The following is a 19,708-nucleotide window of genomic DNA, read 5'->3' on the forward strand; positions in this document are numbered from 1 at the left end:
CTTGCAAGGCGCGGCGTTTTCCCTTAGACGACGGCCCACCGGGTCGTTAGCTCAGTTGGTAGAGCGCTTCGTTTACACCGAAGATGTCGGGAGTTCGAGCCTCTCACGACCCACCATTTTCTCTTCGCCTTTCCTATAAATCCTCCGCGCTGAAAAGACCGTGAAGTTTTTTCTCCTGCCCCGACACTTTTTCGCGATTCCCGGCTTGACGGGACCACGCACTCCCCATAGAACGCCCCTCACGCTTCGGGGTGCAAGTCCCGGAACGGCAGCAGCGAGCGGTTGTAGCTCAGTTGGTTAGAGTACCGGCCTGTCACGCCGGGGGTCGCGGGTTCGAGCCCCGTCAACCGCGCCATCGCTGTCTGACATAGCCCTTCGGGGTACGCTTTGAAAAGCACTGCGCGGTTGTAGCTCAGTTGGTTAGAGTACCGGCCTGTCACGCCGGGGGTCGCGGGTTCGAGCCCCGTCAACCGCGCCACTTTTCAGGAAAAGCAAACAAAAACGCGTCCGGTTTCGGGCGCGTTTTGTCTTTTGATCATCTCGCTTCCGGCTGGTTTTCCGATGGCCAAATACTCAGCCGTACCGAAAGATTCACTCGATCCGATAGGGCAATGTGCCCCGGTTGTTCGGATCGATGGTCAGGCGCCGCTCCAGAGGCGGTACGGAGCGTTGATGACAATCGCGCCGTTCGCAGATCCGGCAGGAGATGCCGATCGGTTGGAACGCTGCCGGTTTGGTGACATCGAGATCGTCGGCATAGACCAGTTCCGAGGCGTGTGTGACCTCGCAGCCGAGGCTGATCGCATAGCGCCGCACCGGCGCATGGAAGGCACCGCCGGGTTTCGAGACGTCGCGGGCAATCGAGAGGTAGCGCACCCCGTCCGGCGTCTCCGCCAGTTGCCGCAGGAAATGGCCGGGGCGCTCAAAGGCCTGGTGCACGTTCCAGAGCGGACAGGCGCCACCATAGCGCGCGAATTGGAGCCGCGTGGCGGAGTGGCGTTTGGTGATCGTTCCGGCCTGATCGACGCGCACGAAGTAAAACGGAATGCCTTTGGCGCCGGGGCGTTGCAGGGTGGAAAGCCGGTGTGCGACCTGTTCGATCGAAGCCCCAAAACGTTCAGCGAGCATTTCGAGATCGTGGCGGGTCTCCTGCGCCGCTTCCAGAAAGGCGGTGTAGGGCAAAAGCGCGGCTCCCGCGAAATAGTTCGCAAGCCCGATCCGGGCAATCTCCCGCGCCTCTTCGGAATGGAACCGCGCCAGATCGAGCGTGGCGTCGAGCAGCTTGCCCTGAGTGACAAGGGCGAGTTGGTGCAGGATCTGGAAGCGCCGGGTGGCGCTTGAGGCGCGCGACGAGATCGTCAGTTCGCGCAGTTCGGGATCGAAATGCCGCAAGTCGCGCTCGCCGCTGCGCACGGTGATGCCGTGCTGTTCGAGCATGTCGAGCGCGGTTTTCATCACATCGCGACCGCGAGTTTGATTGCGACCGATGTTCTCGGCGGCGCGGTCGACGGCGTCGAGATAGTTGTCGCAATAATGGAAGAAATCGCGGACCTCTTCCCAAGGGCTCGGGCGGGCGGGCATGTCTTCGCGTCCCAGAGCCTCGTCCATCGACGCGAGCCGTTCGGTGGTCTGGCGATAGGCGCGGTGCAATTCGAGGAAGGCGCGGGCGAGCGCGGGGGCGTTCGAGGCGGCAAGCCGCAGGTCCGCAAGCGGCGGTGCGCCGTCGGAGAACACCGGATCGGCCAGCGCCTCGCGCATGTCGGTGACCATGCGTTCGGCATCGCCCGACGAGAGTTCGGTGACATCGAAGCCGAACTCCTGCGCCAGCGCCAGAACCACGCCGGTCGAAACCGGGCGGTTGTTGTTTTCCATCTGGTTGAGATAGGGCAGGGAGACGCCGAGCTTTTCTGCAAAAGAACGCTGGGTCAGCCCGAGCCGGGTCCGCGTTTCGCGCAGCTTCGCGCCTGCATAGAGTTTTTGCTGGGCCATGTCCCCTGTCCTCGCTTTTGCAAAACGAGGTTTGCCAGTGCAAACCCGTTCTGACAAGAGGGGAAAGTGCGCTCAGCCCTCGCGGATCAGCTTGCGTTCGCGCAGCACCACCCAAAGGGCTGCGGCTATGGAGGAGAGCGAGGCGCAGAGCATGATGACGAGAAGCGGTGTGCCGCCGCTTTCCGGGCTGAGGACGGAGCCTGCGAAGGCCGAAAGCACCGCTCCGCCACCGATATACATGAAGCCGCCGAGCCCCGCCGCCGTGCCCGCCAGATGTGGCCGCACGGAGAGCGAACCCGCGATGGAATTGGGCAGTTGCAGCCCGTTGCCAACGCCCAGAAGCGAGATCATGGCAAAGAAATTCATCGGGGTTGCACGGCCTGCGAGGAAGGTCAGGAGGGACACGAAAACGCCGAGGGTACAAATCCCTGCGCCGATCAGGATCATCGTGTTCATGCCGAAACGGGCGGAGTATTTTCCAGCGATGAAATTGCCGAAGAAATAGCCGATCGCCGGGGCGGCCATATAGAGGCCGAGCTTGTCTTCGGTCAGATTGAACACGGTGGTGCCAAGAAAGGGTGCGCCGCCGAGAAAGGCGAAATAAGCGCCCGAGGCCGTGGCGGCGGAGAGTGCATAACCGAGAAAACGCTGCGATGTCAGAAGTTCGGGAAAGCCGCGCAGCATGGCCTTGGTCGAGCCATCGGTTTTCGGCGCGGTCTCGCCCGCATCGAAGGTGACGAGGAGCAAAAGCACGACACCGACCCCGAACAGCAGCCAGAAGGCGCTTTGCCAGCCGTAGATATGGGTCAGAAAGCCGCCGACCGTGGGGGCTGCCATCGGCACCAGAGACATGCCCATAGTGACATAGGCGATCATCTGGGCGGCCTCTTCGCCAGGCACCATGTCGCGCACGATGGCGCGAGACAGCACCATGGCGCTGACGATCCCGGCCTGAGCGGCGCGCATCAGGAGGAAAATCTGCGCGGAAGGGGCGTAGATCGCACCGAGCGTGGCGGCGAGAAAGATCAGAATGCCGCCGATCAGCACAGGGCGACGTCCGAAGCGGTCCGACAACGGTCCGATCATCAGTTGCAGCCCTGCATTTACCGCGAGGAAGATCGCGATAGAGAGCTGCATGACGCTGTAATCCGTGCCGAAATAGCTGGTCATCTCCGGCAAGGCCGGGAGGAAGACGTTCATCGTCATGGCCGAGACCCCGGCCATCAGCACGAGGGTCAGGATATGCGGCGGGGTGCGGCGGTCGAGGAGGTGGACCTGCGGTTTGCGGTCCGAGGGGGAATTGCGATTTTGCGACATTGCGCCACCATGGGGAGGGCGCTGCGATCTGTCTACGGGGAATCTGCCGCAAGCTGCTGTTGTTTTTGCACAGCTCAGAGGACGTCTCGTGCGTTTCAGGCGGTTTCGGATTGCACGAAAGTTGCAGGTTTGCATTTTTCAGCACATCGATTTTGCATGTTTTGCAAATCTGCCAGAACTTGCTTTGAAAGAATATTTCGCTGGCATATGGTGCCCGCGAAATGACGAGGAGGCTTACCCGTGAAAGACATCATTAAAGAACTTCACGATCGCCGCGACAACGCCCGCCTGGGAGGGGGACAACGTCGCATTGACAGTCAGCATGCCAAGGGCAAGCTGACGGCGCGTGAACGGATCGAACTTCTGCTCGACGAGGGCAGTTTTGAAGAATTCGACATGTTCAAAACCCATCGCTGCACCGAATTCGGCATGCAGGACAGCAAGTTCCCCGGCGATGGTGTGATCACCGGCTGGGGGACGATCAACGGTCGTATGGTCTATGTCTTCTCGCAGGACTTCACCGTGTTCGGCGGCTCTCTGTCCGAAACGCACGCCCAGAAGATCTGCAAGATCATGGATATGGCGGTGCAGAACGGCGCGCCGGTGATCGGTCTGAACGACTCGGGTGGCGCACGGATTCAGGAAGGCGTCGACTCGCTTGCGGGCTATGCCGAAGTGTTCCAGCGCAACATCATGGCCTCGGGCGTGGTGCCGCAGATCTCCGTGATAATGGGGCCGTGTGCGGGCGGTGCCGTGTATTCGCCGGCGATGACCGACTTCATCTTCATGGTGCGCGACACGTCCTATATGTTCGTGACCGGTCCCGACGTGGTGAAAACCGTGACGAACGAGGTGGTGACCGCCGAGGAACTGGGCGGGGCCTCCACCCACACCAAGAAATCCTCCGTCGCCGATGGCGCGTTTGACAATGACATCGAGGCGCTCTCCGAAGTGCGTCGCTTGGTCGATTTCCTGCCGCTCAACAACCGCGAAAAGCCGCCGGTGCGTCCGTTCTTCGATGCGCCCGACCGGATCGACGATGCGCTCGACACGATCATCCCGGACAATGCAAATACGCCCTACGACATGAAGGAAGTGATCCACACGATCGCGGACGAGGGCGATTTCTACGAAATTCAGGAAGATTACGCCAAGAACATCATCACCGGTTTCATCCGCCTCGAAGGCCAGACGGTCGGCGTGGTGGCGAACCAGCCGATGGTGCTGGCGGGCTGTCTCGACATCGACAGTTCCCGCAAGGCGGCGCGGTTCGTGCGGTTTTGCGATGCGTTTGAAATTCCGGTCCTGACGCTGGTCGACGTGCCGGGCTTCCTGCCGGGCACCTCGCAGGAATACGGCGGCGTCATCAAACACGGCGCGAAGCTGCTCTTTGCCTATGGCGAAGCGACCGTGCCGAAAGTGACCGTGATCACCCGCAAGGCTTACGGCGGTGCGTATGACGTGATGTCGTCGAAACACCTGCGGGGCGACATGAACTACGCCTGGCCGACCGCCGAGATCGCCGTGATGGGCGCGAAGGGCGCGACCGAGATTCTCTATCGCTCCGAACTGGGCAATGCGGAGAAAATCGCGGCCCGCACCAAGGACTATGAAGACCGCTTCGCCAACCCGTTTGTGGCGGCCGAACGTGGCTTTATCGACGAGGTTATCCAGCCGCGCTCGACCCGCAAACGGGTGGCCCGTGCCTTTGCGTCCCTGCGCAACAAAAAGCTCGAGAACCCGTGGAAAAAGCACGACAACATTCCGCTCTGAGCGGGATTGTGTGACCCGCGAGTGATCCCCGAGAGACCCCATGGCCCGCCATGACTGGCATATCCTGAAAGAGGAGGGCGCGCTGACCTTGGCGCGCCGTCTGCCCGCACGTTTCGATGTTGCCGTCACGGCGGTGATCGAAGGGGGCGCGGGGCTGCGCAAATCGCGCATCGCCGCACAGGTGCGACAGGATATGTGGCGCAGCCTGCAAAACCTGCGGGGCTTTGCCCCGGTGGTGCGGGTGGCGGAAATGGGGGCGGACCTTGAGATCACCGCTGGCGGTACGATCAATGGGCGGTTCCCGAAATCAGATACCGAGGCGCGTCTGCGCGCGCTGCTCGACAATCAAAACCACCGCGCCCGTTGGGTCCGGTTCGCCAGGGAGGCCACAAGATGATTGCACGTCTGTCCGTATGCGCCGCGCTGGCTGTCGGAATGGGCTTTGCCGCGTTTGCAGAGCTTGCGCCGCTTGAGGCGCAGGACCTGAGCGTGCCCTCGGGCCAGCCGGTGGAATTCTATGAGACGGTGATGGACCAGCCCGCCATGGGGCTGACTGCGCGGTTTCGCTTCGTGGCGCCCGAACTTGCGCGCTATATCGACCGGTTGAGCTATGAAGAGCTCGAAGAGGATCTTTCCGCGCTCTGCGTGAGCTATGCCCTGCCGCGCATGGGCACGCCCGCGCCCGCAATGATCGTGATCTCGCTCTCTGCGGCCCCAACGGAATTCGGGGCGCCCGACCCGGATGTGGTGCAGATTTTCGAAGCCTATCACCCGGTGGGCGAGACCTGTGAATGGGAGGCGTTTTAAGATGGCCCCGAAATTCCATATGTTTTCCAACGGCCCGCGGCCAGTTGCGCCGTTTTCCCACGCAGTCGAAGACGGCGGCTGGGTGATCCTAACGGGTCAGATGCCAACCGACCCGAATGCCCCCGATGCGCCCCTGCCAGACGGCATTGCGGCGCAGACCCGGCGGGTGATGGACAATCTCCTGCTGATCCTCGGCGAATTGGGGCTTGGCGCGGAGCATATCGTGCAATGCCGGTGTTTTCTCACCGAGTTCGAACGCGATTACGCCCTGTTCAACGAGACCTACAAAAGCTACTTCCCGGCCGACAGGCTTCCGGCACGCACCACAGTGGGCGTGACCGCGCTGGCCGTTGGCGCTCTGGTCGAGATCGACCTGATCGCCCGCAGACCTGACGAGGGAGACAGCTGATGGCACGCGACTACATGTTGAAACACAAAGGATTTCCGGGGCGGCTTCCGGGCTCGGATTACCAGTTTACGATCCGCCGGGCGAACCCCAAAGGGGTGACGCCGCTCAAGGGGCTTGAGCGCTACAAGGATCGCAAATCCGCCGATAAACGCGCCGATGCGGCCTTTATGGCGGCCCTTTGGGCGCATTTCGGCGAAGAGGAATTCGAGCGCGGCAATCTCGATGCCGGGCGGTTGTCCTGGCTTTTCGGTCGCGAAGTTGTGCCCGCCGATCCCGAAACCTTCGATCCGGCGTCCTATGAAGCGCTATTGAAGATCAACGTCAAACGGGCCATGGCGGCTTTCCCCGAAGTGTTCGCCGAAGGCGGGGACGAAGACGAAGAGATGCCGGACTGGGACGCCATGTGGAGTGGCGACGACGGCGATTACGATGAGGATATGGACGACTGATGCGCGGGATTTCGCTTGGCATTCCGGGGTTTGCGCGAACTGCTGCCGAAAATGGCGGGCAGGGCGGGCGTGCCCTTGTGAGCATGGCCGGGCGGGTCCATCTTACTCACAGGCCGCACGGGACCAGCAACCCGTCGACCTGTTCTGAAAACCGTTACCCTTCCCCTCTGGCGAGGTCCGTGCTTCCCCCGCACGGCCCTCGCCTTTCTTTCCCTGACCTTGGGCGTTCTTCCGCCGAGGGGCTTGACGGGGCATTTCACGGCTTTGCGACGGCGCGCGATTGCGTTAGAATCCGCTCAGTATCAACCAAATCACGAGCAGAAAAATGCGCAAATCCATTCTCGTTTCCGCCCTTGTCTCCGTCGCGGCGCTCGCCGGCTGCATGCAGACCGACGGTGAACGTGCCCTCGCCGGTGCGGCTGCCGGTGCCGTCGTGGCCGATGCGACCGACAACAATGTGCTCACCGGTGCGGCTCTCGGCGCGCTCGCGGGCACCTATTGCGACGACGCGGGCGTCTGCAACTAATTCCATTTGTCTGACCGGCGCACTCACGCGTCGTGACGCTATGAAATCGAAAAGCTCTCCGGACCTTTGCGTTCGGGGGGCTTTTTTCGTGACTGTAACCCAAGAGACAAGTTCCGGCCCGGCGCGTGGCGCGCCTGGCCGGGGCGGACCGATTTGAGAAAGGGAGAGGGCAGGACATGTTCGACAAGATCCTGATTGCGAACCGCGGCGAGATCGCTTGCCGGGTGATGAAAACCGCCAAAAAGATGGGGATCAAGACGGTCGCCATTTATTCGGACGCGGACAAGAACGCGTTGCATGTGGCGATGGCCGACGAGGCGGTGCATATCGGCCCGCCGCCGGCGAACCAGTCTTATATCGTCATCGACAAGGTGATGGACGCGATCAAGCAGACCGGCGCACAGGCGGTGCACCCGGGTTATGGCTTCCTGTCCGAGAACTCGAAATTCGCCGAGGCGCTGGCGGACGCGGGCGTGGCCTTCGTCGGGCCCCCGGTCAAGGCGATCGAAGCCATGGGCGACAAGATCACCTCGAAAAAGATCGCTCAGGAAGCCGGTGTAAGCACCGTTCCGGGGTACATGGGGCTCATCGCCGATGCTGACGAAGCGGTGAAAATCTCCAACGAGATCGGCTATCCCGTGATGATCAAGGCCTCCGCTGGCGGCGGCGGCAAGGGCATGCGGATCGCCTGGAACGACGAGGAGGCGCGGGAGGGCTTCCAGTCGTCCAAGAACGAGGCGGCCAGCTCCTTTGGTGACGACCGGATTTTCATCGAGAAATTCGTGACTCAGCCGCGCCACATCGAAATTCAGGTGCTCTGCGATGCGCATGGCAATGGCATTTACCTCAACGAGCGTGAATGTTCGATCCAGCGCCGCAACCAGAAGGTCATCGAAGAGGCGCCGTCGCCCTTCCTCGACGAAGCCACCCGCAAGGCCATGGGCGATCAATCCGTCGCTCTGGCGAAGGCCGTGGGCTACACCTCTGCGGGGACCGTGGAATTCATCGTCGATGGCGACAAGAACTTCTACTTCCTCGAAATGAACACCCGTCTTCAGGTGGAACACCCGGTCACCGAGCTGATCACCGGCATCGACCTTGTCGAGCAGATGATCCGCATCGCCAATGGCGAGCCGCTTTCGATCACTCAGGACGACGTGAAAATCAACGGTTGGGCGATGGAAAGCCGTCTCTATGCCGAGGACCCGTATCGCAACTTCCTGCCGTCCATCGGGCGTCTGGCGAAATACCGTCCGCCGGAAGAGATTGTCACCAAGACCAATATCGTGCGCAACGACACCGGCGTCTATGAGGGCGGTGAGATCTCGATGTATTACGATCCGATGATCGCTAAGCTCTGCACTTGGGGCCCGAACCGTCTGACCGCGATCGAGAACATGCGCAATGCGCTCGACGGTTTCGAAGTTGAGGGCATCGGGCACAACCTGCCGTTCCTCTCGGCGGTGATGGATCACCCGAAATTCGTCTCGGGCGACATGACCACGGCCTTCATCGCCGAGGAATATCCCGAAGGTTTCCAAGGGGTTGAACTTCCCTATGAGGAACTTGAGCGGATTGCTGCGGCGACGGCGGCGATGTATCGCGTGGCGGAAGTGCGCCGGGCGCGAATCTCTGGCCGGATGGACAACCACGAACGCCATGTCGGTGGCGATTGGGTGGTGCAGATCGGCGATCATGACTTCCCGGTGCAGGTCGAGGCGGACAAGCGCGGTTCCACCGTTCTGGTGAACAACACGCGTCACCGCATCGAAAGCTCCTGGACGCCGGGGCAGACGCTGGCCCTGATCGACATGGAGCACGGCACGCTGACGCTCAAAGTGGGCGACATTCCGGGCGGTTTCCGCATCCGCAACCGCGGCGCGGACCTCAAGGTCTATGTGCGGACGCCGCGGGCGGCCGAGCTGTCGAAGCACATGCTCGAAAAACTGCCGCCGGACACGTCGAAACTCCTGCTCTGCCCGATGCCGGGCCTTCTGGTGAAGGTCAATGTCGAGGTCGGTGACGAGGTTCAGGACGGTCAGGCGCTTTGCACCGTCGAGGCAATGAAAATGGAAAACATCCTGCGCGCCGAGCGCAAAGGGATTGTCTCCAAGATCAACGCCAAGCCGGGCGACAGCCTTGCCGTCGATGAAGTGATCATGGAGTTCGAATAATCCATGGTGGCCGGGCGGGCATATCCGGGGCGGCGAGACGCAGAGACTGGACAAATGTTCTTATTTTGTTCTAGTCTGATTGCGTCTGCCCCCTCCCGTCTGCCCGGTCATGTCCCAGCTTTCGCATCTGCGCGTTTCGACGCTTTTCTTCGATATGAACAGCTACTACGCCTCCGTGGCGCAGGCCGAGGAGCCTGCGCTGATGGGGCGGCCTGTCGGCGTCCTGACGACGGACGCGCCGAATGCGGCCTGTATCGCGGCGAGTGTCGAGGCCAAGCGGTGTGGCGTGCGCATGGGGACACGTCAGGACGAGGCGCGCAGGCTCTGTCCGGGGATCGTTTTTCGTCCCGTCAAACACGACATCTGCGTCGACTATCATCATGCGATTTTGCGGGCGGTGGAAACGGTTATTCCCGTGCATCGGGTCTGGTCGATCGACGAATGTTCCTGTCTTTTGATGGGATCGGAGCGGGACCTGTCCCGGGCTTTGGAAATCGGGCGGGCGTTGCAAGAGGCGGTGCTGGGGATCAGTCCGGCCTTGCGCTGTTCCGTGGGGCTTGGGCCGACGCGGCTTCTGGCGAAGATCGCCGCCGAGCTGGAAAAGCCGATGGGGCTCAACTGGCTCACGCCGGAGGTTTTGCCGGAGAAGATCGCGCATTTGGCGCTGGACGATTTGCCGGGCGTGTCTTGGCGAATGAAAGCACGGCTGGAGGCGGCGGGCATTGCGGATGTGGGGACGCTCTACCACATCGCGCCGAAACGTGCCCGCGCGATCTGGGGCAATGTGGCGGGGGAGCGGTTTCTCCGCGAGCTGCGCGGCGAGACAGTGGTTTGGCCGGAGACCAAACGCGGAATGATCGGGCACGGGCAGGTGCTGACGGGGCCGAACGCAACGCCCGAGGGCGCGCGGCTTGTGACCCGGCGACTGCTTGTGAAAGCGGCGGCACGTCTGCGCCGCGAGGGGTTCTTTGCCCGCAGCCTGTCGATCAGCGTCAAAGGCGCGGACAAAAGGCGGCAGTATCGCGACAGCACATTGCGCGCGACGCAGGACACGTTCTTTCTTTTGGAAATTCTGGCGGGGCTTTGGGACGAACTGACACCTGGCCCTCGCCCGAAAGCCGTCTCCGTGACGCTGGGTGGGCTGATCCGGCAGGCACGGGTGATGGACGATCTCTTCGCACCGCCTCTGGACCGCGCGCCACTGTGTCTGGCCATCGACCGGCTCAACCAGCGGTTCGGTCAGGATACGGTGCGCTACGGTCTTCTGCCGCCGCATCACGTGCCCTATACAGGGGCGAAAATCGCCTTCGGGCGCATTCCGCTGGCCGAGGATTTTCGCGAGTAGCTCAGCGCCCGCTTTCCATTTCCTGCTGCCGGAGCGGGGTCTTGTCGATGGCGCGGGTAATCTCGCGCACATCCCAGGGGTCGGGTTTGCGGAGCATCACGCGCCCGTCCTTGTCGACGATCACCAATGCGAAGCCGCGCGGGCGCAATGCGGTGCGGAGCGGCGAGCGGGCCTCCGGATCGGTGTCGGTAAGCACCACCACGTCACGCTCCAGAAGGGCGTCGGGGCGGGATTCGAGAAGTGAGATCTGTTCATTGTACGACGGGTCCAGCGTGCTGTCGGCGAAGACGGCGATGATGCGGGACTGCCATTTGAAGCTGGAAAGCTCGGTGTCTCCGGCGCTCTGGATCAGCGGAGTTGCCTTCGCCTCCACGGCTGTGTCCTCCTGCGCCAGAAGTGGGGCGGGGATCAGAAAAAGCGCTGTGATGGCGGCGAGATAGATTTGTTTCATCGGTCCTCCCGGGGTGCCTTCTATATAGGGCGACGGGACGGCCAAACCAAGGTTGAACGTGCCCTCACGGGGGTATGAGAGGAAAACGGGAAGGAGCCTGACGATGACGGACAGGAAAAAATGGGAAGAGCTTGCCGAGAAGGAGCTTCGTGGCAAGCCGCTTGAGAGCCTTGAGTGGGACACGCTCGAAGGGATCAAGGTCAAGCCGCTCTATGCCGAGGACGATCTCGAAGGCATGGCGCATCTGGGCAATACGCCGGGGTTGGAGCCGTTTACGCGCGGCGTGAAGGCGACGATGTATGCGGGCCGCCCCTGGACCATCCGCCAGTACGCGGGCTTCTCGACCGCCGAGGAATCGAACGCGTTTTACCGCAAGGCGCTGGCCGCCGGTCAGCAGGGCGTCTCGGTCGCTTTCGACCTCGCCACGCACCGGGGCTACGATTCCGATCACCCGCGCGTGGTCGGCGATGTCGGCAAGGCCGGTGTGGCGATCGACTCTGTTGAGGACATGAAAATCCTGTTCGACGGCATTCCTTTGGACAAGGTTTCCGTGTCGATGACGATGAACGGGGCGGTCATTCCGATCCTCGCGAGCTTCATCGTGACGGGTGAAGAGCAGGGGCATGATCGTGCGCTTCTGGCCGGGACCATTCAGAACGACATTCTGAAAGAGTTCATGGTGCGCAACACCTATATCTACCCGCCCGAACCCTCGATGAAGATCATCGCGGACATCATCGAATTCACCGCGAACGAGATGCCGAAATTCAACTCGATCTCGATCTCCGGCTATCACATGCAGGAAGCGGGCGCGAACCTCGTGCAGGAACTGGCGTTTACGTTGGCTGACGGGCGCGAATATGTGCGCACCGCGATCAAGGCCGGCATGGATGTCGATAAATTCGCGGGCCGCCTGTCGTTCTTCTTCGCGATCGGCATGAACTTCTTCATGGAGGCCGCCAAACTGCGCGCTGCGCGCTATCTCTGGACCCGCGTGATGGACGAGTTCGAGCCGAAGCTCTCCAAGTCCAAAATGCTGCGTACCCACTGCCAGACTTCGGGCGTGTCGCTGCAAGAGCAGGACCCCTATAACAACGTGATCCGCACCGCCTATGAGGCGATGTCGGCGGCGTTGGGCGGCACGCAATCGCTGCACACCAACGCTTTGGACGAGGCCATCGCGCTTCCGACCGAGTTCTCGGCGCGTATCGCCCGGAACACCCAGCTCATCTTGCAGGAAGAGACCGGGATCACCAATGTGGTCGATCCGCTGGCCGGGTCTTACTATGTCGAAAGCCTCACCAAGGAACTGGCCGACAAGGCCTGGGCCCTGATGGAGGAAATCGAGGAAATGGGCGGCATGACCAAGGCCGTCAACTCCGGGATGCCGAAACTCCGCATCGAGGAAACCGCCGCGAAACGTCAGGCGATGATCGACCGCGGCGAAGAGGTGATCGTCGGCGTCAACAAATACCGCAAGGACAAGGAAGACCCGATCGACATTCTCGACGTGGACAACGTGGCCGTGCGCAACAGCCAGATCGCCCGCCTCGACAAGATCAAAGCCACCCGCGATACGGCCAAGGTCGAAGCGACGCTTGGCGCGCTGGAGCTTGCTGCGCAATCCGGCGAGGGCAACCTCCTTGCGCTGGCGGTCGAGGCCGCCCGTGCGCGCGCAACCGTTGGGGAGATTTCGATGGCCATGGAAAAAGCATTCGGACGTCACCGCGCCGAGGTGAAAACGCTCGCGGGCGTCTACGGCGCCGCCTACGAGGGCGACGAGGGCTTTGCCCAGATCCAGAAAGACGTCGAGACCTTTGCCGAGAAAGCCGGGCGTCGTCCGCGCATGCTCGTCGTCAAAATGGGTCAGGACGGCCACGACCGCGGCGCGAAAGTGATCGCCACCGCCTTTGCCGACATCGGCTTTGACGTGGACGTTGGCCCGCTGTTCCAGACCCCCGAAGAGGCGGCTCAGGACGCCATCGACAACGACGTGCATATCGTGGGGATTTCCTCGCAGGCGGCGGGACACAAGACGCTGGCGCCGAAACTGATCGAAGCGCTGAAAGAGCAGGGCGCCGAGGACATCCTCGTGATCTGCGGCGGGGTGATCCCGCAGCAGGATTACCAGTTCCTCTATGATGCGGGGGTTAAGGCGATCTTCGGGCCGGGGACGAATATCCCGGCAGCGGCGCGCCAGATCCTCGATCTGATCGCGGTCGAATGAGACCGAGTATTTAAACTGCAATGAAAAAGGGCCGGGGGATTGCTCCTCCGGCCCTTTTCTTTTGGGATGGTTGACGCGTTAGTGTGCGGCGTTCTGAACCTCGGGAGCTGTGACTTCGGCCTCTTTCAGCGCCGGTTTGTCCGTTGCCGTCGGGGCGAGTTTCAGCACGGTAAAGCCGATGATTGCGGAGATCACGGAGCCCGACAGCACACCGATGCGCACTTCGTTCATGTGGAATGCATCCTCGAAGGACAGCCCGCCGATGAACAAGGACATGGTAAAGCCGATACCCGCGAGTGCCGCGACGCCATAGATATGGAGCCAGGTCGCGCCGAAGGGTTTCTTGGCGACGCCGAATTTTACCAGCAGCCATGTCATGCCAAACACGCCGATTTGTTTGCCGAGGATGAGGCCCAAAGCGATGCCCAGCGGCAGCGGGGAGAACACATCGGCCAGCGTTACGCCCGTGAGCACCACACCTGCGTTCGCGAAAGCAAAGATCGGCACGATCAGGAAGAACACATAGGGTGAGAGCGCGTTTTCAAGCGCATGCAGCGGCGACTTGCCCCATTTGTCCTTCATCGGAATGAAGAAGGCGGTGATCACACCCGCGAGCGTCGCATGCACGCCGGATTTCAGCACCAGAACCCAAAGCACGGTGCCCAGAAGGATGATCGGCGCAATGCGGTGAATGCCCGCGCGGTTCAGGTAGAACATGATCGCCAGCGGAATGACCGCAAGGAACAGGTAATCCAGATGCAGCTCGGCCGTGTAGAAGAACGCGATGATCAGGATCGCGCCGAGGTCGTCGAGGATCGCCAGCGTCAGCAGGAAAACCTTGAGCGAGGAGGGCACGCGGTCGCCGACCAGAGCCAGAATGCCAAGGGCAAAGGCGATGTCGGTCGCCGCCGGAATAGCCCAGCCGGAATGGGTTTCGGGCGAAGAGATGTTGAGGGCGAAATAGACCACGGCGGGCATGATCATGCCGCCGACGGCGGCCATGCCGGGCAGAACCACGTCGCGCGGGTTCTTGAGTTTGCCTTCCATCAGCTCATGTTTGAGCTCAAGGCCCACAAGCAGGAAGAACACTGCCATCAGACCGTCGTTGATCCAGAGGATCAGCGGTTTGGACAGGCCTGTGTCGCCGAGCTGCACGGTGAAATACGACGACAATGCGCCATCGTAATAGGGATAAAGCGAGGAATTGGCCACGAACATGGCAGCGACGGCGGCCACCATGAGCACGATACCGCCTGAGATCTCACTGTCGAAGAACTGTTCCAATTTGCGCAGGAGCATTGTCTTTTTCTGGTCTTTCCTGAAAGTTGATTTAAGGGTGCGTTATAGGGAGATGGGGACTCGTCTCCAAGGTTTCAATAAGGGCAATAACAATGACCTACCGGATTGATCATCTGGTGATTTCCGCCTCCGATCTGGAGCAGGGCAAGGATGCGATGGAGGCTTTGCTCGATGTCGAATTCGGCCCGCGCGGGGTGCACAAGGATATGGGCACGGAAAACGTGCTTGTGGCCATGGCGCGCCCGGATGGCAGTGACGCCTATCTCGAGGTGATTGCGCCCGATCCGGCGGCGAGACGCCCCGATTTTCCGCGTTGGTTCGATCTGGACAACTTCGGAGGCCCGCCTCGGCTGACGAACTGGGTTGTGTCCTGTCCCGATCTGGAAGAAGCTTGGGAGCTGGCTCCCGCCGATGTCGGGCGGATCATGTCGTTTCAGCGCGGGGACTATGCCTGGCGGATGATTGTGCCGGAGAGCGGTGTTCTGCCATTTGATAATTGCTTTCCGGCGTTGATCGAATGGCATTCGCCGCGGCCCGTTCCGGGGCTGCCCGATCCGGGCTTGACCCTGCGTCGGTTGAAGATCACGCACCCGGAAGCTGAAGAGTTGCGCGAGGCGCTCGCGCCGTTCGTGTCGGCTATGGAAAATGTTCGAATTGTGCAGGCCGATACGCCGGGAATGACCGCAGAGATTGGCACGCCGTCAGGGGAGATCTGGATCGCATGACCGAGAAACCGTTTTTGCGCGTGGCGCTGGCCGAGGATGCAAGCGCTCTCAAAGCCATTATGGCGCCTGTGATTGCCGAGTCGACCGCCTCGTTTTCCTCTGAGGAGCGCGACGAGGCCGAATGGGCCGCGATGGTCGAAGATCGTCTGGCGCGGGGCCGGGCATTTTACGTCGCCGAGATCCAAGGCGAGGTGGTGGGCTATGCCACCTATGACAATTTTCGCCCAAAGAATAACGGCTATCGTTTCACCATGGAGCATTCCGTTTACCTCAACGACGCGGCGCAGGGGCTTGGGCTTGGCCGGACGCTGATGCTCATGGTCGAACAGCATGCACGCGAGGCCGGTCATCATTCGATGATTGCCGCGATCGATGCCGACAACACCGGCTCCATCGCCTTTCACAAGACGCTGGGCTATGCCGAAGCCGGGCGCATTCCGCAGGCCGGTTTCAAGTTCGACCGCTGGCTCGATGTGCTCTTCCTACAAAAATTCCTTTGAACTCACGGATTTGTCGCGGGACTTGACCGGGCTTCGCGGATAAACTGCGGCTATGTCGATCTGGACCCGCATTCTCGAAGCGCTCAAGGCGCTTGGCGCAGGTGAAAGCCTCGCCTCGGTGTTCGAGCAGTTCCGCTCGGAGCCGGAGCGGCGCATGGGCTTTACCATCGCGGTGATCGGGCTTGGCGCGAAGATGGCCAAGGCCGACGGGCTTGTCACCCGCGACGAGGTGACGGCATTTCGCGAAGTGTTTCAGATCGCGAAAGAGGACGAGGCCGCCGCCGCACGTGTGTTCAACCTCGCCCGCCAAGACGTGGCGGGATTCGAGGATTACGCCAAAAGCGTCAAGAAAATGTATGGCGATGAATGCCGTCCGTTGATGGATTTGATGGACGGGCTGTTCCATATCGCCATGGCGGATGGCGAGTATCACCCCGGCGAGGATGCCTTCCTGACACGGGTGGCGGAGATTTTCGACATCGAGGACCGGGCGTTCCGAATGCTGAAGGCGCGCTATGTGCCGGAGGCGGCGCGCGATCCCTACGATGTGTTGGGGGTCGATCCTTCGGCCTCGCTCGAGGAGATCAAGAAGGCTTACCGCGCGCTCGTGCGCGAGACACACCCTGACCGGATGATCGCCCGCGGCGTGCCGGAAGAGGCGGTCAGGCTGGCCTCCGACCGGCTGGTCGAGATCAACGCCGCCTGGGAGGAGATCGAGGCGGAGCGGGCGGCATGACGATCCGGGTCGCCACCTACAATGTCGAATGGTTCGACAACCTGTTCGACAATGAGGGGCGGCCTCTGGCGGACGATGCTTGGTCGGCGCGGCATAATGTGACCCGCGAGATGCAGCTTGAGGCCCTTGGCAAGGTGTTCACCGCGATGGATGCCGATGCGATCATGGTCATCGAGGCGCCGGACACCAACCGCCGCCGCGACACCCGCCGTGCGCTTGAGCAATTCGCCGATTGGGCGGGGCTTCGAGCCATGGCCGTCGAGATCGGCTATGTCAACGAAACCCAACAGGAAATCGCCCTGATGTACGACCCGCTGGTGCTACGCGCCCGGCACGATCCGATGGGCGCGCCTGCGGGACTGGGGGACAATTTCGAACCGCCCGCGTTCAACTCGATCTACAGGCTCGATCTCGACACCGATAGGGACCGGGAGGAAGTACGATTTTCCAAACCGCCGCTGGAATTGGCGATGGAGGTGCGTGAAAGCGGGTTTGCCTTTCGCATGATCGGTGTGCATGTGAAATCCAAGGCACCGCATGGCGCGCGCAACCGTGCCGACGTGATCCGCATCTCGATCGAAAACCGGCGCAAGCAACTGGCGCAATGTATTTGGTTGCGCGAGCGGGTGGAGGGGCATCTGGAGGCGGGAGAACCCTTGATCGTGCTGGGCGACTTCAACGACGGGCCGGGGCTCGATGAGTATGAAAAGCTCTTTGGGCGGTCCGGCGTCGAGATTGTCATGGGGCGCGAGGACCCGGATGTGCCGCCCGAGATGCGGCTTTGCGATCCGCATGCGACGGAGGCGCTGGCCCGGCGCGGCAATCAGGGGCCGACCTCGGCGCGGTTCTATATCGACGAGGAAGAGCGCTATCTCTCGGCTTTGCTCGATTACGTCATGGTCTCGCAGGATTTGAAAGACGGCGCGACATGGCGCATCTGGCATCCGTTCGACGATCCGCTCTGTTTTGGCACGCCGGAATTGCAGCAGGCGCTTCTGACCGCTTCGGATCATTTCCCGGTCACGGTCGATCTCGATCTTTAAGACATGAGGCAGGGGTGAAAACGTCATGAAAAGCCCTTATATGAAGGCCATGAAACGGATTGCTCTGATCATGATGCTGGTGGCGGGGCCTCTGGCCGCCGAGGATGCCGGACCGTCCGAGGGATCGGAAGGCTGGACTATGTTGCGCGAAGGGTCCCGGCTTTTGTTGCAGCAGTTGTTCGAAGAAATGGGACCTGCGCTTGAGGATCTCGAGGGCTTCGTCGACGATCTGGGTGCTTATGAAGCGCCGGAAATTCTGCCCAATGGCGACATTCTCATCCGGCGCAAACCGGAACGAGGTGTGCCGGAGCCGGACGCTCCAGAGGAGACCCCGGACGACGAGGGCATGATCGAGCTCTGAGGATTACGCCTTGGCGTGGCGCACATGCGGCGTCGCACCTAGGCTGCTGGCGAGCGACTGAAAGCGTGCGTTTGTGACCTCACCAAAGAGGTCTTCCGCTTCGGGGCTGAGCGTCAGGATCAACTCCTTGCGCTTCGGGAAATAGTCGAGTTTCGCCACATCGGTCGGCGTATCGACGGCAAACATCGCGCCAAAGCGCATGGCCTTGCCGAGCACCTCCGCGTCGCGGATTTCCTTGTCCGACAGCATCTCGATTAACTCGGCGAAGGGGGTGTTCTCTCGCGAATTCTTGTAGCGATGCAAAAGTGCCAGCCCGAGAAAAATCCGCTCGTTATGGGTCAGCCCGCCGAGATTGGCGCGCGTGGCATTGTCGAAACACACCTCTGCGCGATAATCCGGATGCGCGCGCCAGGTCACGTCATGGAGCAGGCAGGCGGCGCGGATCAGCCGCATCTTTTCATACTGACGGGCGCGGAACACCGGTTCGATGAAGGTATGCAGACGCTTGCCGAAGCCCGGCATGCGCGCGTCCTTCTGTTCGGAAAACCGGCAAGCCTCGATCAGCGGGTCGCGGGCGCGCACGCTTTCGGGCATCTGTTCGTAGAGTAACCCCTCGCGAATGCCGTAGGACGAGATGCAGATCTCTTTCGGATGGAAGGTGCGCACGAGTTGGCGCAGCACCTCGGCGGCAATCGGTACAAGCGACATGCGCGCCGTCGAGGTGCCGGTTTTCGCACGCAAATCGGTCATGTCGCTTTTGCGGATGAACTTGATCGTATCGGTTACCGAGCGGCTCGACATCCGGTATTCATGCAGCACATGCAGCGGGTAATTGCGCCGCTCCATGTCGATGCGGGCGATGGCGCGCCAGGAGCCGCCGACGAGATAGATCCGCTTGTGATCCGTGCCCATGGCGGTGGCCAGATCCTTCATGATCGGCGCGATATGGTCCTTGAGACCAGTGCGTCCGCCAGTGAGGCCGAGAAGTTTCAGCGGTCCGAGTGGCGAGGTGATACGTTTGCCGACAATGCCTTTCGAGACGATCGCCAGTTCCATCGACGAGCCGCCGATGTCGCAGACCAGCCCGTCCGCCTCAGGCCAACCCAGAAGCACGCCCTGCGCCGAAAGCCGTGCCTCTTCCTCGCCGTCGATGACCCAAAGGCTGAGGCCGGTCTCCCGCTCGATCTCCTCCCGAAAAGCGGGACCGTCCTCAGCCTCCCGTACCGCAGCGGTCGCAACCGCCGTCAGTGGTGGGATTCCCATGCCTTCCGCCAGTTTCTGAAACCGGCGTATCGCGGACATGGCGCGGATCTTGCCTTCCGGGTTGAGATGCCCGGTTTCCCGAAGCCCCGCGCCCAGACCGCACATGATCTTTTCATTGTAAAAATAGGCCGGGCTGCGCGCTGCGCCATCGAAGACCACGAGACGTACGGAGTTCGAGCCGACGTCGACAACGCCGACACGCGACAGGGCGCGGGCTTCCTGATCGAGGAACAGCGGTCGTCCGAAGATGCCCCAATCCTGTTGCCCAGGCTCGGTGCGCGGAAGATCGGTCATATCAGTCACGGTGTGTCCTC

19 protein-coding genes and 3 tRNA genes are annotated in these 19,708 nt (G+C 61.5%); 17 read left to right on the forward strand and 5 right to left on the reverse strand.

The genetic code is table 11. The features are described 5' to 3' along the window. Positions 1-40: 40 nt before the first annotated feature. From V1475_RS10015 to V1475_RS10025, 3 genes are all read left to right on the forward strand, one after another. A tRNA-Val gene (locus V1475_RS10015) sits at positions 41-116 on the forward strand. A 162-nt stretch (positions 117-278) separates the two neighbouring features. Beyond that, positions 279-355, forward strand: a tRNA-Asp gene (locus tag V1475_RS10020). A 46-nt stretch (positions 356-401) separates the two neighbouring features. Beyond that, positions 402-478, forward strand: a tRNA-Asp gene (locus V1475_RS10025). Between the two features lie 113 nt (positions 479-591). On the opposite strand, the gene V1475_RS10030 is transcribed toward V1475_RS10025, so the two are convergent. Both V1475_RS10030 and V1475_RS10035 read right to left on the reverse strand, forming a co-directional pair. Then, a complete protein-coding gene (locus tag V1475_RS10030) occupies positions 592-1,989 on the reverse strand; it encodes a helix-turn-helix domain-containing protein (protein ID WP_434288111.1) in 1,398 nt (465 codons plus the stop codon). A gap of 72 nt (positions 1,990-2,061) precedes the next feature. Beyond that, entirely contained in the window at positions 2,062-3,306 is a 1,245-nt protein-coding gene (locus V1475_RS10035) for a multidrug effflux MFS transporter (RefSeq protein WP_479412637.1), read from the reverse strand. Positions 3,307-3,546: 240 nt separating this feature from the next. Between V1475_RS10035 and V1475_RS10040 the strand changes: the two genes are divergently transcribed. From V1475_RS10040 to V1475_RS10075, 8 genes are all read left to right on the forward strand, one after another. Beyond that, the gene (locus tag V1475_RS10040; protein WP_479412638.1) at positions 3,547-5,079 is read left to right on the forward strand and encodes an acyl-CoA carboxylase subunit beta; all 1,533 of its coding nucleotides are present in this window, start codon (positions 3,547-3,549) and stop codon (positions 5,077-5,079) included. Positions 5,080-5,119: 40 nt separating this feature from the next. Continuing rightward, positions 5,120-5,476 carry a hypothetical protein gene (locus V1475_RS10045; RefSeq protein ID WP_479412639.1) on the forward strand — a complete coding sequence of 119 codons (357 nt, stop codon included), beginning with the start codon at positions 5,120-5,122 and terminating at the stop codon, positions 5,474-5,476. Continuing rightward, the gene (locus tag V1475_RS10050; protein WP_479412640.1) at positions 5,473-5,886 is read left to right on the forward strand and encodes a DUF6497 family protein; all 414 of its coding nucleotides are present in this window, start codon (positions 5,473-5,475) and stop codon (positions 5,884-5,886) included. Before V1475_RS10045 ends, V1475_RS10050 begins: the two co-directional genes overlap by 4 nt. A 1-nt stretch (position 5,887) precedes the next feature. After that, entirely contained in the window at positions 5,888-6,295 is a 408-nt protein-coding gene (locus tag V1475_RS10055; protein WP_479412641.1) for a RidA family protein, read from the forward strand. Between the two features lie 14 nt (positions 6,296-6,309). Next, positions 6,310-6,744, forward strand: a complete 435-nt coding sequence (locus V1475_RS10060; protein ID WP_479413965.1) for a hypothetical protein — start codon at positions 6,310-6,312, stop codon at positions 6,742-6,744. A gap of 325 nt (positions 6,745-7,069) precedes the next feature. After that, entirely contained in the window at positions 7,070-7,270 is a 201-nt protein-coding gene (locus V1475_RS10065; RefSeq protein ID WP_066705778.1) for a glycine zipper 2TM domain-containing protein, read from the forward strand. A gap of 176 nt (positions 7,271-7,446) precedes the next feature. Next, positions 7,447-9,444 (forward strand): acetyl-CoA carboxylase biotin carboxylase subunit, encoded by a 1,998-nt coding sequence (locus V1475_RS10070; RefSeq protein WP_479412642.1) that lies wholly within the window; start codon positions 7,447-7,449, stop codon positions 9,442-9,444. 109 nt (positions 9,445-9,553) lie between these two features. Then, complete coding sequence (locus tag V1475_RS10075) at positions 9,554-10,789, forward strand: Y-family DNA polymerase (RefSeq protein WP_479412643.1); 1,236 nt, start codon at positions 9,554-9,556, stop codon at positions 10,787-10,789. 1 nt (position 10,790) lies between these two features. Here the strand turns inward: V1475_RS10075 and V1475_RS10080 are convergent, their stop codons facing one another. Next, positions 10,791-11,240: a DUF4174 domain-containing protein gene (locus V1475_RS10080; protein WP_479412644.1), complete on the reverse strand. Its 450-nt coding sequence runs from the start codon at positions 11,238-11,240 to the stop codon at positions 10,791-10,793. A 103-nt stretch (positions 11,241-11,343) separates the two neighbouring features. Between V1475_RS10080 and scpA the strand changes: the two genes are divergently transcribed. Next, positions 11,344-13,467, forward strand: a complete 2,124-nt coding sequence (gene scpA / locus V1475_RS10085; protein WP_479412645.1) for a methylmalonyl-CoA mutase — start codon at positions 11,344-11,346, stop codon at positions 13,465-13,467. A gap of 78 nt (positions 13,468-13,545) precedes the next feature. Here the strand turns inward: scpA and nhaA are convergent, their stop codons facing one another. After that, complete coding sequence (nhaA, locus tag V1475_RS10090) at positions 13,546-14,766, reverse strand: Na+/H+ antiporter NhaA (protein WP_479412646.1); 1,221 nt, start codon at positions 14,764-14,766, stop codon at positions 13,546-13,548. Between the two features lie 92 nt (positions 14,767-14,858). On the opposite strand from nhaA, the gene V1475_RS10095 reads away from it, so the two are divergent. The 5 genes from V1475_RS10095 to V1475_RS10115 are packed head-to-tail and all read left to right on the forward strand — an operon-like array spanning position 14,859 to position 18,131. Next, positions 14,859-15,491 carry a VOC family protein gene (locus V1475_RS10095; protein ID WP_479412647.1) on the forward strand — a complete coding sequence of 211 codons (633 nt, stop codon included), beginning with the start codon at positions 14,859-14,861 and terminating at the stop codon, positions 15,489-15,491. Beyond that, entirely contained in the window at positions 15,488-15,991 is a 504-nt protein-coding gene (locus V1475_RS10100) for an N-acetyltransferase family protein (protein WP_479412648.1), read from the forward strand. The genes V1475_RS10095 and V1475_RS10100 overlap by 4 nt, the downstream gene beginning before the upstream one ends. A gap of 52 nt (positions 15,992-16,043) precedes the next feature. Beyond that, positions 16,044-16,727, forward strand: coding sequence for a TerB family tellurite resistance protein (locus V1475_RS10105; RefSeq protein WP_434288087.1), 684 nt, complete (start codon positions 16,044-16,046; stop codon positions 16,725-16,727). A 2-nt stretch (positions 16,728-16,729) separates the two neighbouring features. Then, entirely contained in the window at positions 16,730-17,770 is a 1,041-nt protein-coding gene (locus V1475_RS10110) for an endonuclease/exonuclease/phosphatase family protein (RefSeq protein ID WP_479413966.1), read from the forward strand. A 25-nt stretch (positions 17,771-17,795) separates the two neighbouring features. Then, complete coding sequence (locus tag V1475_RS10115) at positions 17,796-18,131, forward strand: AAA+ family ATPase (protein WP_434288085.1); 336 nt, start codon at positions 17,796-17,798, stop codon at positions 18,129-18,131. Between the two features lie 3 nt (positions 18,132-18,134). On the opposite strand, the gene V1475_RS10120 is transcribed toward V1475_RS10115, so the two are convergent. Then, positions 18,135-19,688, reverse strand: coding sequence for a Ppx/GppA family phosphatase (locus V1475_RS10120; RefSeq protein ID WP_479413967.1), 1,554 nt, complete (start codon positions 19,686-19,688; stop codon positions 18,135-18,137). Between the last annotated feature and the right edge of the window lie 20 nt (positions 19,689-19,708).

This window comes from Celeribacter sp. SCSIO 80838, from assembly GCF_056498065.1.

Bases quoted from the DNA above. Each gene is read 5' to 3' on its own strand.
- V1475_RS10030 (WP_434288111.1), bottom strand. From the start codon at position 1,989: ATGGCCCAGCAAAAACTCTATGCAGGCGCGAAGCTGCGCGAAACGCGG.
- V1475_RS10035 (WP_479412637.1), bottom strand. From the start codon at position 3,306: ATGTCGCAAAATCGCAATTCCCCCTCGGACCGCAAACCGCAGGTCCAC.
- V1475_RS10045 (WP_479412639.1), top strand. From the start codon at position 5,120: ATGGCCCGCCATGACTGGCATATCCTGAAAGAGGAGGGCGCGCTGACC.
- V1475_RS10050 (WP_479412640.1), top strand. From the start codon at position 5,473: ATGATTGCACGTCTGTCCGTATGCGCCGCGCTGGCTGTCGGAATGGGC.
- V1475_RS10055 (WP_479412641.1), top strand. From the start codon at position 5,888: ATGGCCCCGAAATTCCATATGTTTTCCAACGGCCCGCGGCCAGTTGCG.
- V1475_RS10060 (WP_479413965.1), top strand. From the start codon at position 6,310: ATGTTGAAACACAAAGGATTTCCGGGGCGGCTTCCGGGCTCGGATTAC.
- V1475_RS10065 (WP_066705778.1), top strand. From the start codon at position 7,070: ATGCGCAAATCCATTCTCGTTTCCGCCCTTGTCTCCGTCGCGGCGCTC.
- V1475_RS10070 (WP_479412642.1), top strand. From the start codon at position 7,447: ATGTTCGACAAGATCCTGATTGCGAACCGCGGCGAGATCGCTTGCCGG.
- V1475_RS10075 (WP_479412643.1), top strand. From the start codon at position 9,554: ATGTCCCAGCTTTCGCATCTGCGCGTTTCGACGCTTTTCTTCGATATG.
- V1475_RS10080 (WP_479412644.1), bottom strand. From the start codon at position 11,240: ATGAAACAAATCTATCTCGCCGCCATCACAGCGCTTTTTCTGATCCCC.
- scpA (WP_479412645.1), top strand. From the start codon at position 11,344: ATGACGGACAGGAAAAAATGGGAAGAGCTTGCCGAGAAGGAGCTTCGT.
- nhaA (WP_479412646.1), bottom strand. From the start codon at position 14,766: ATGCTCCTGCGCAAATTGGAACAGTTCTTCGACAGTGAGATCTCAGGC.
- V1475_RS10095 (WP_479412647.1), top strand. From the start codon at position 14,859: ATGACCTACCGGATTGATCATCTGGTGATTTCCGCCTCCGATCTGGAG.
- V1475_RS10100 (WP_479412648.1), top strand. From the start codon at position 15,488: ATGACCGAGAAACCGTTTTTGCGCGTGGCGCTGGCCGAGGATGCAAGC.
- V1475_RS10105 (WP_434288087.1), top strand. From the start codon at position 16,044: ATGTCGATCTGGACCCGCATTCTCGAAGCGCTCAAGGCGCTTGGCGCA.
- V1475_RS10115 (WP_434288085.1), top strand. From the start codon at position 17,796: ATGAAAAGCCCTTATATGAAGGCCATGAAACGGATTGCTCTGATCATG.
- V1475_RS10120 (WP_479413967.1), bottom strand. From the start codon at position 19,688: ATGACCGATCTTCCGCGCACCGAGCCTGGGCAACAGGATTGGGGCATC.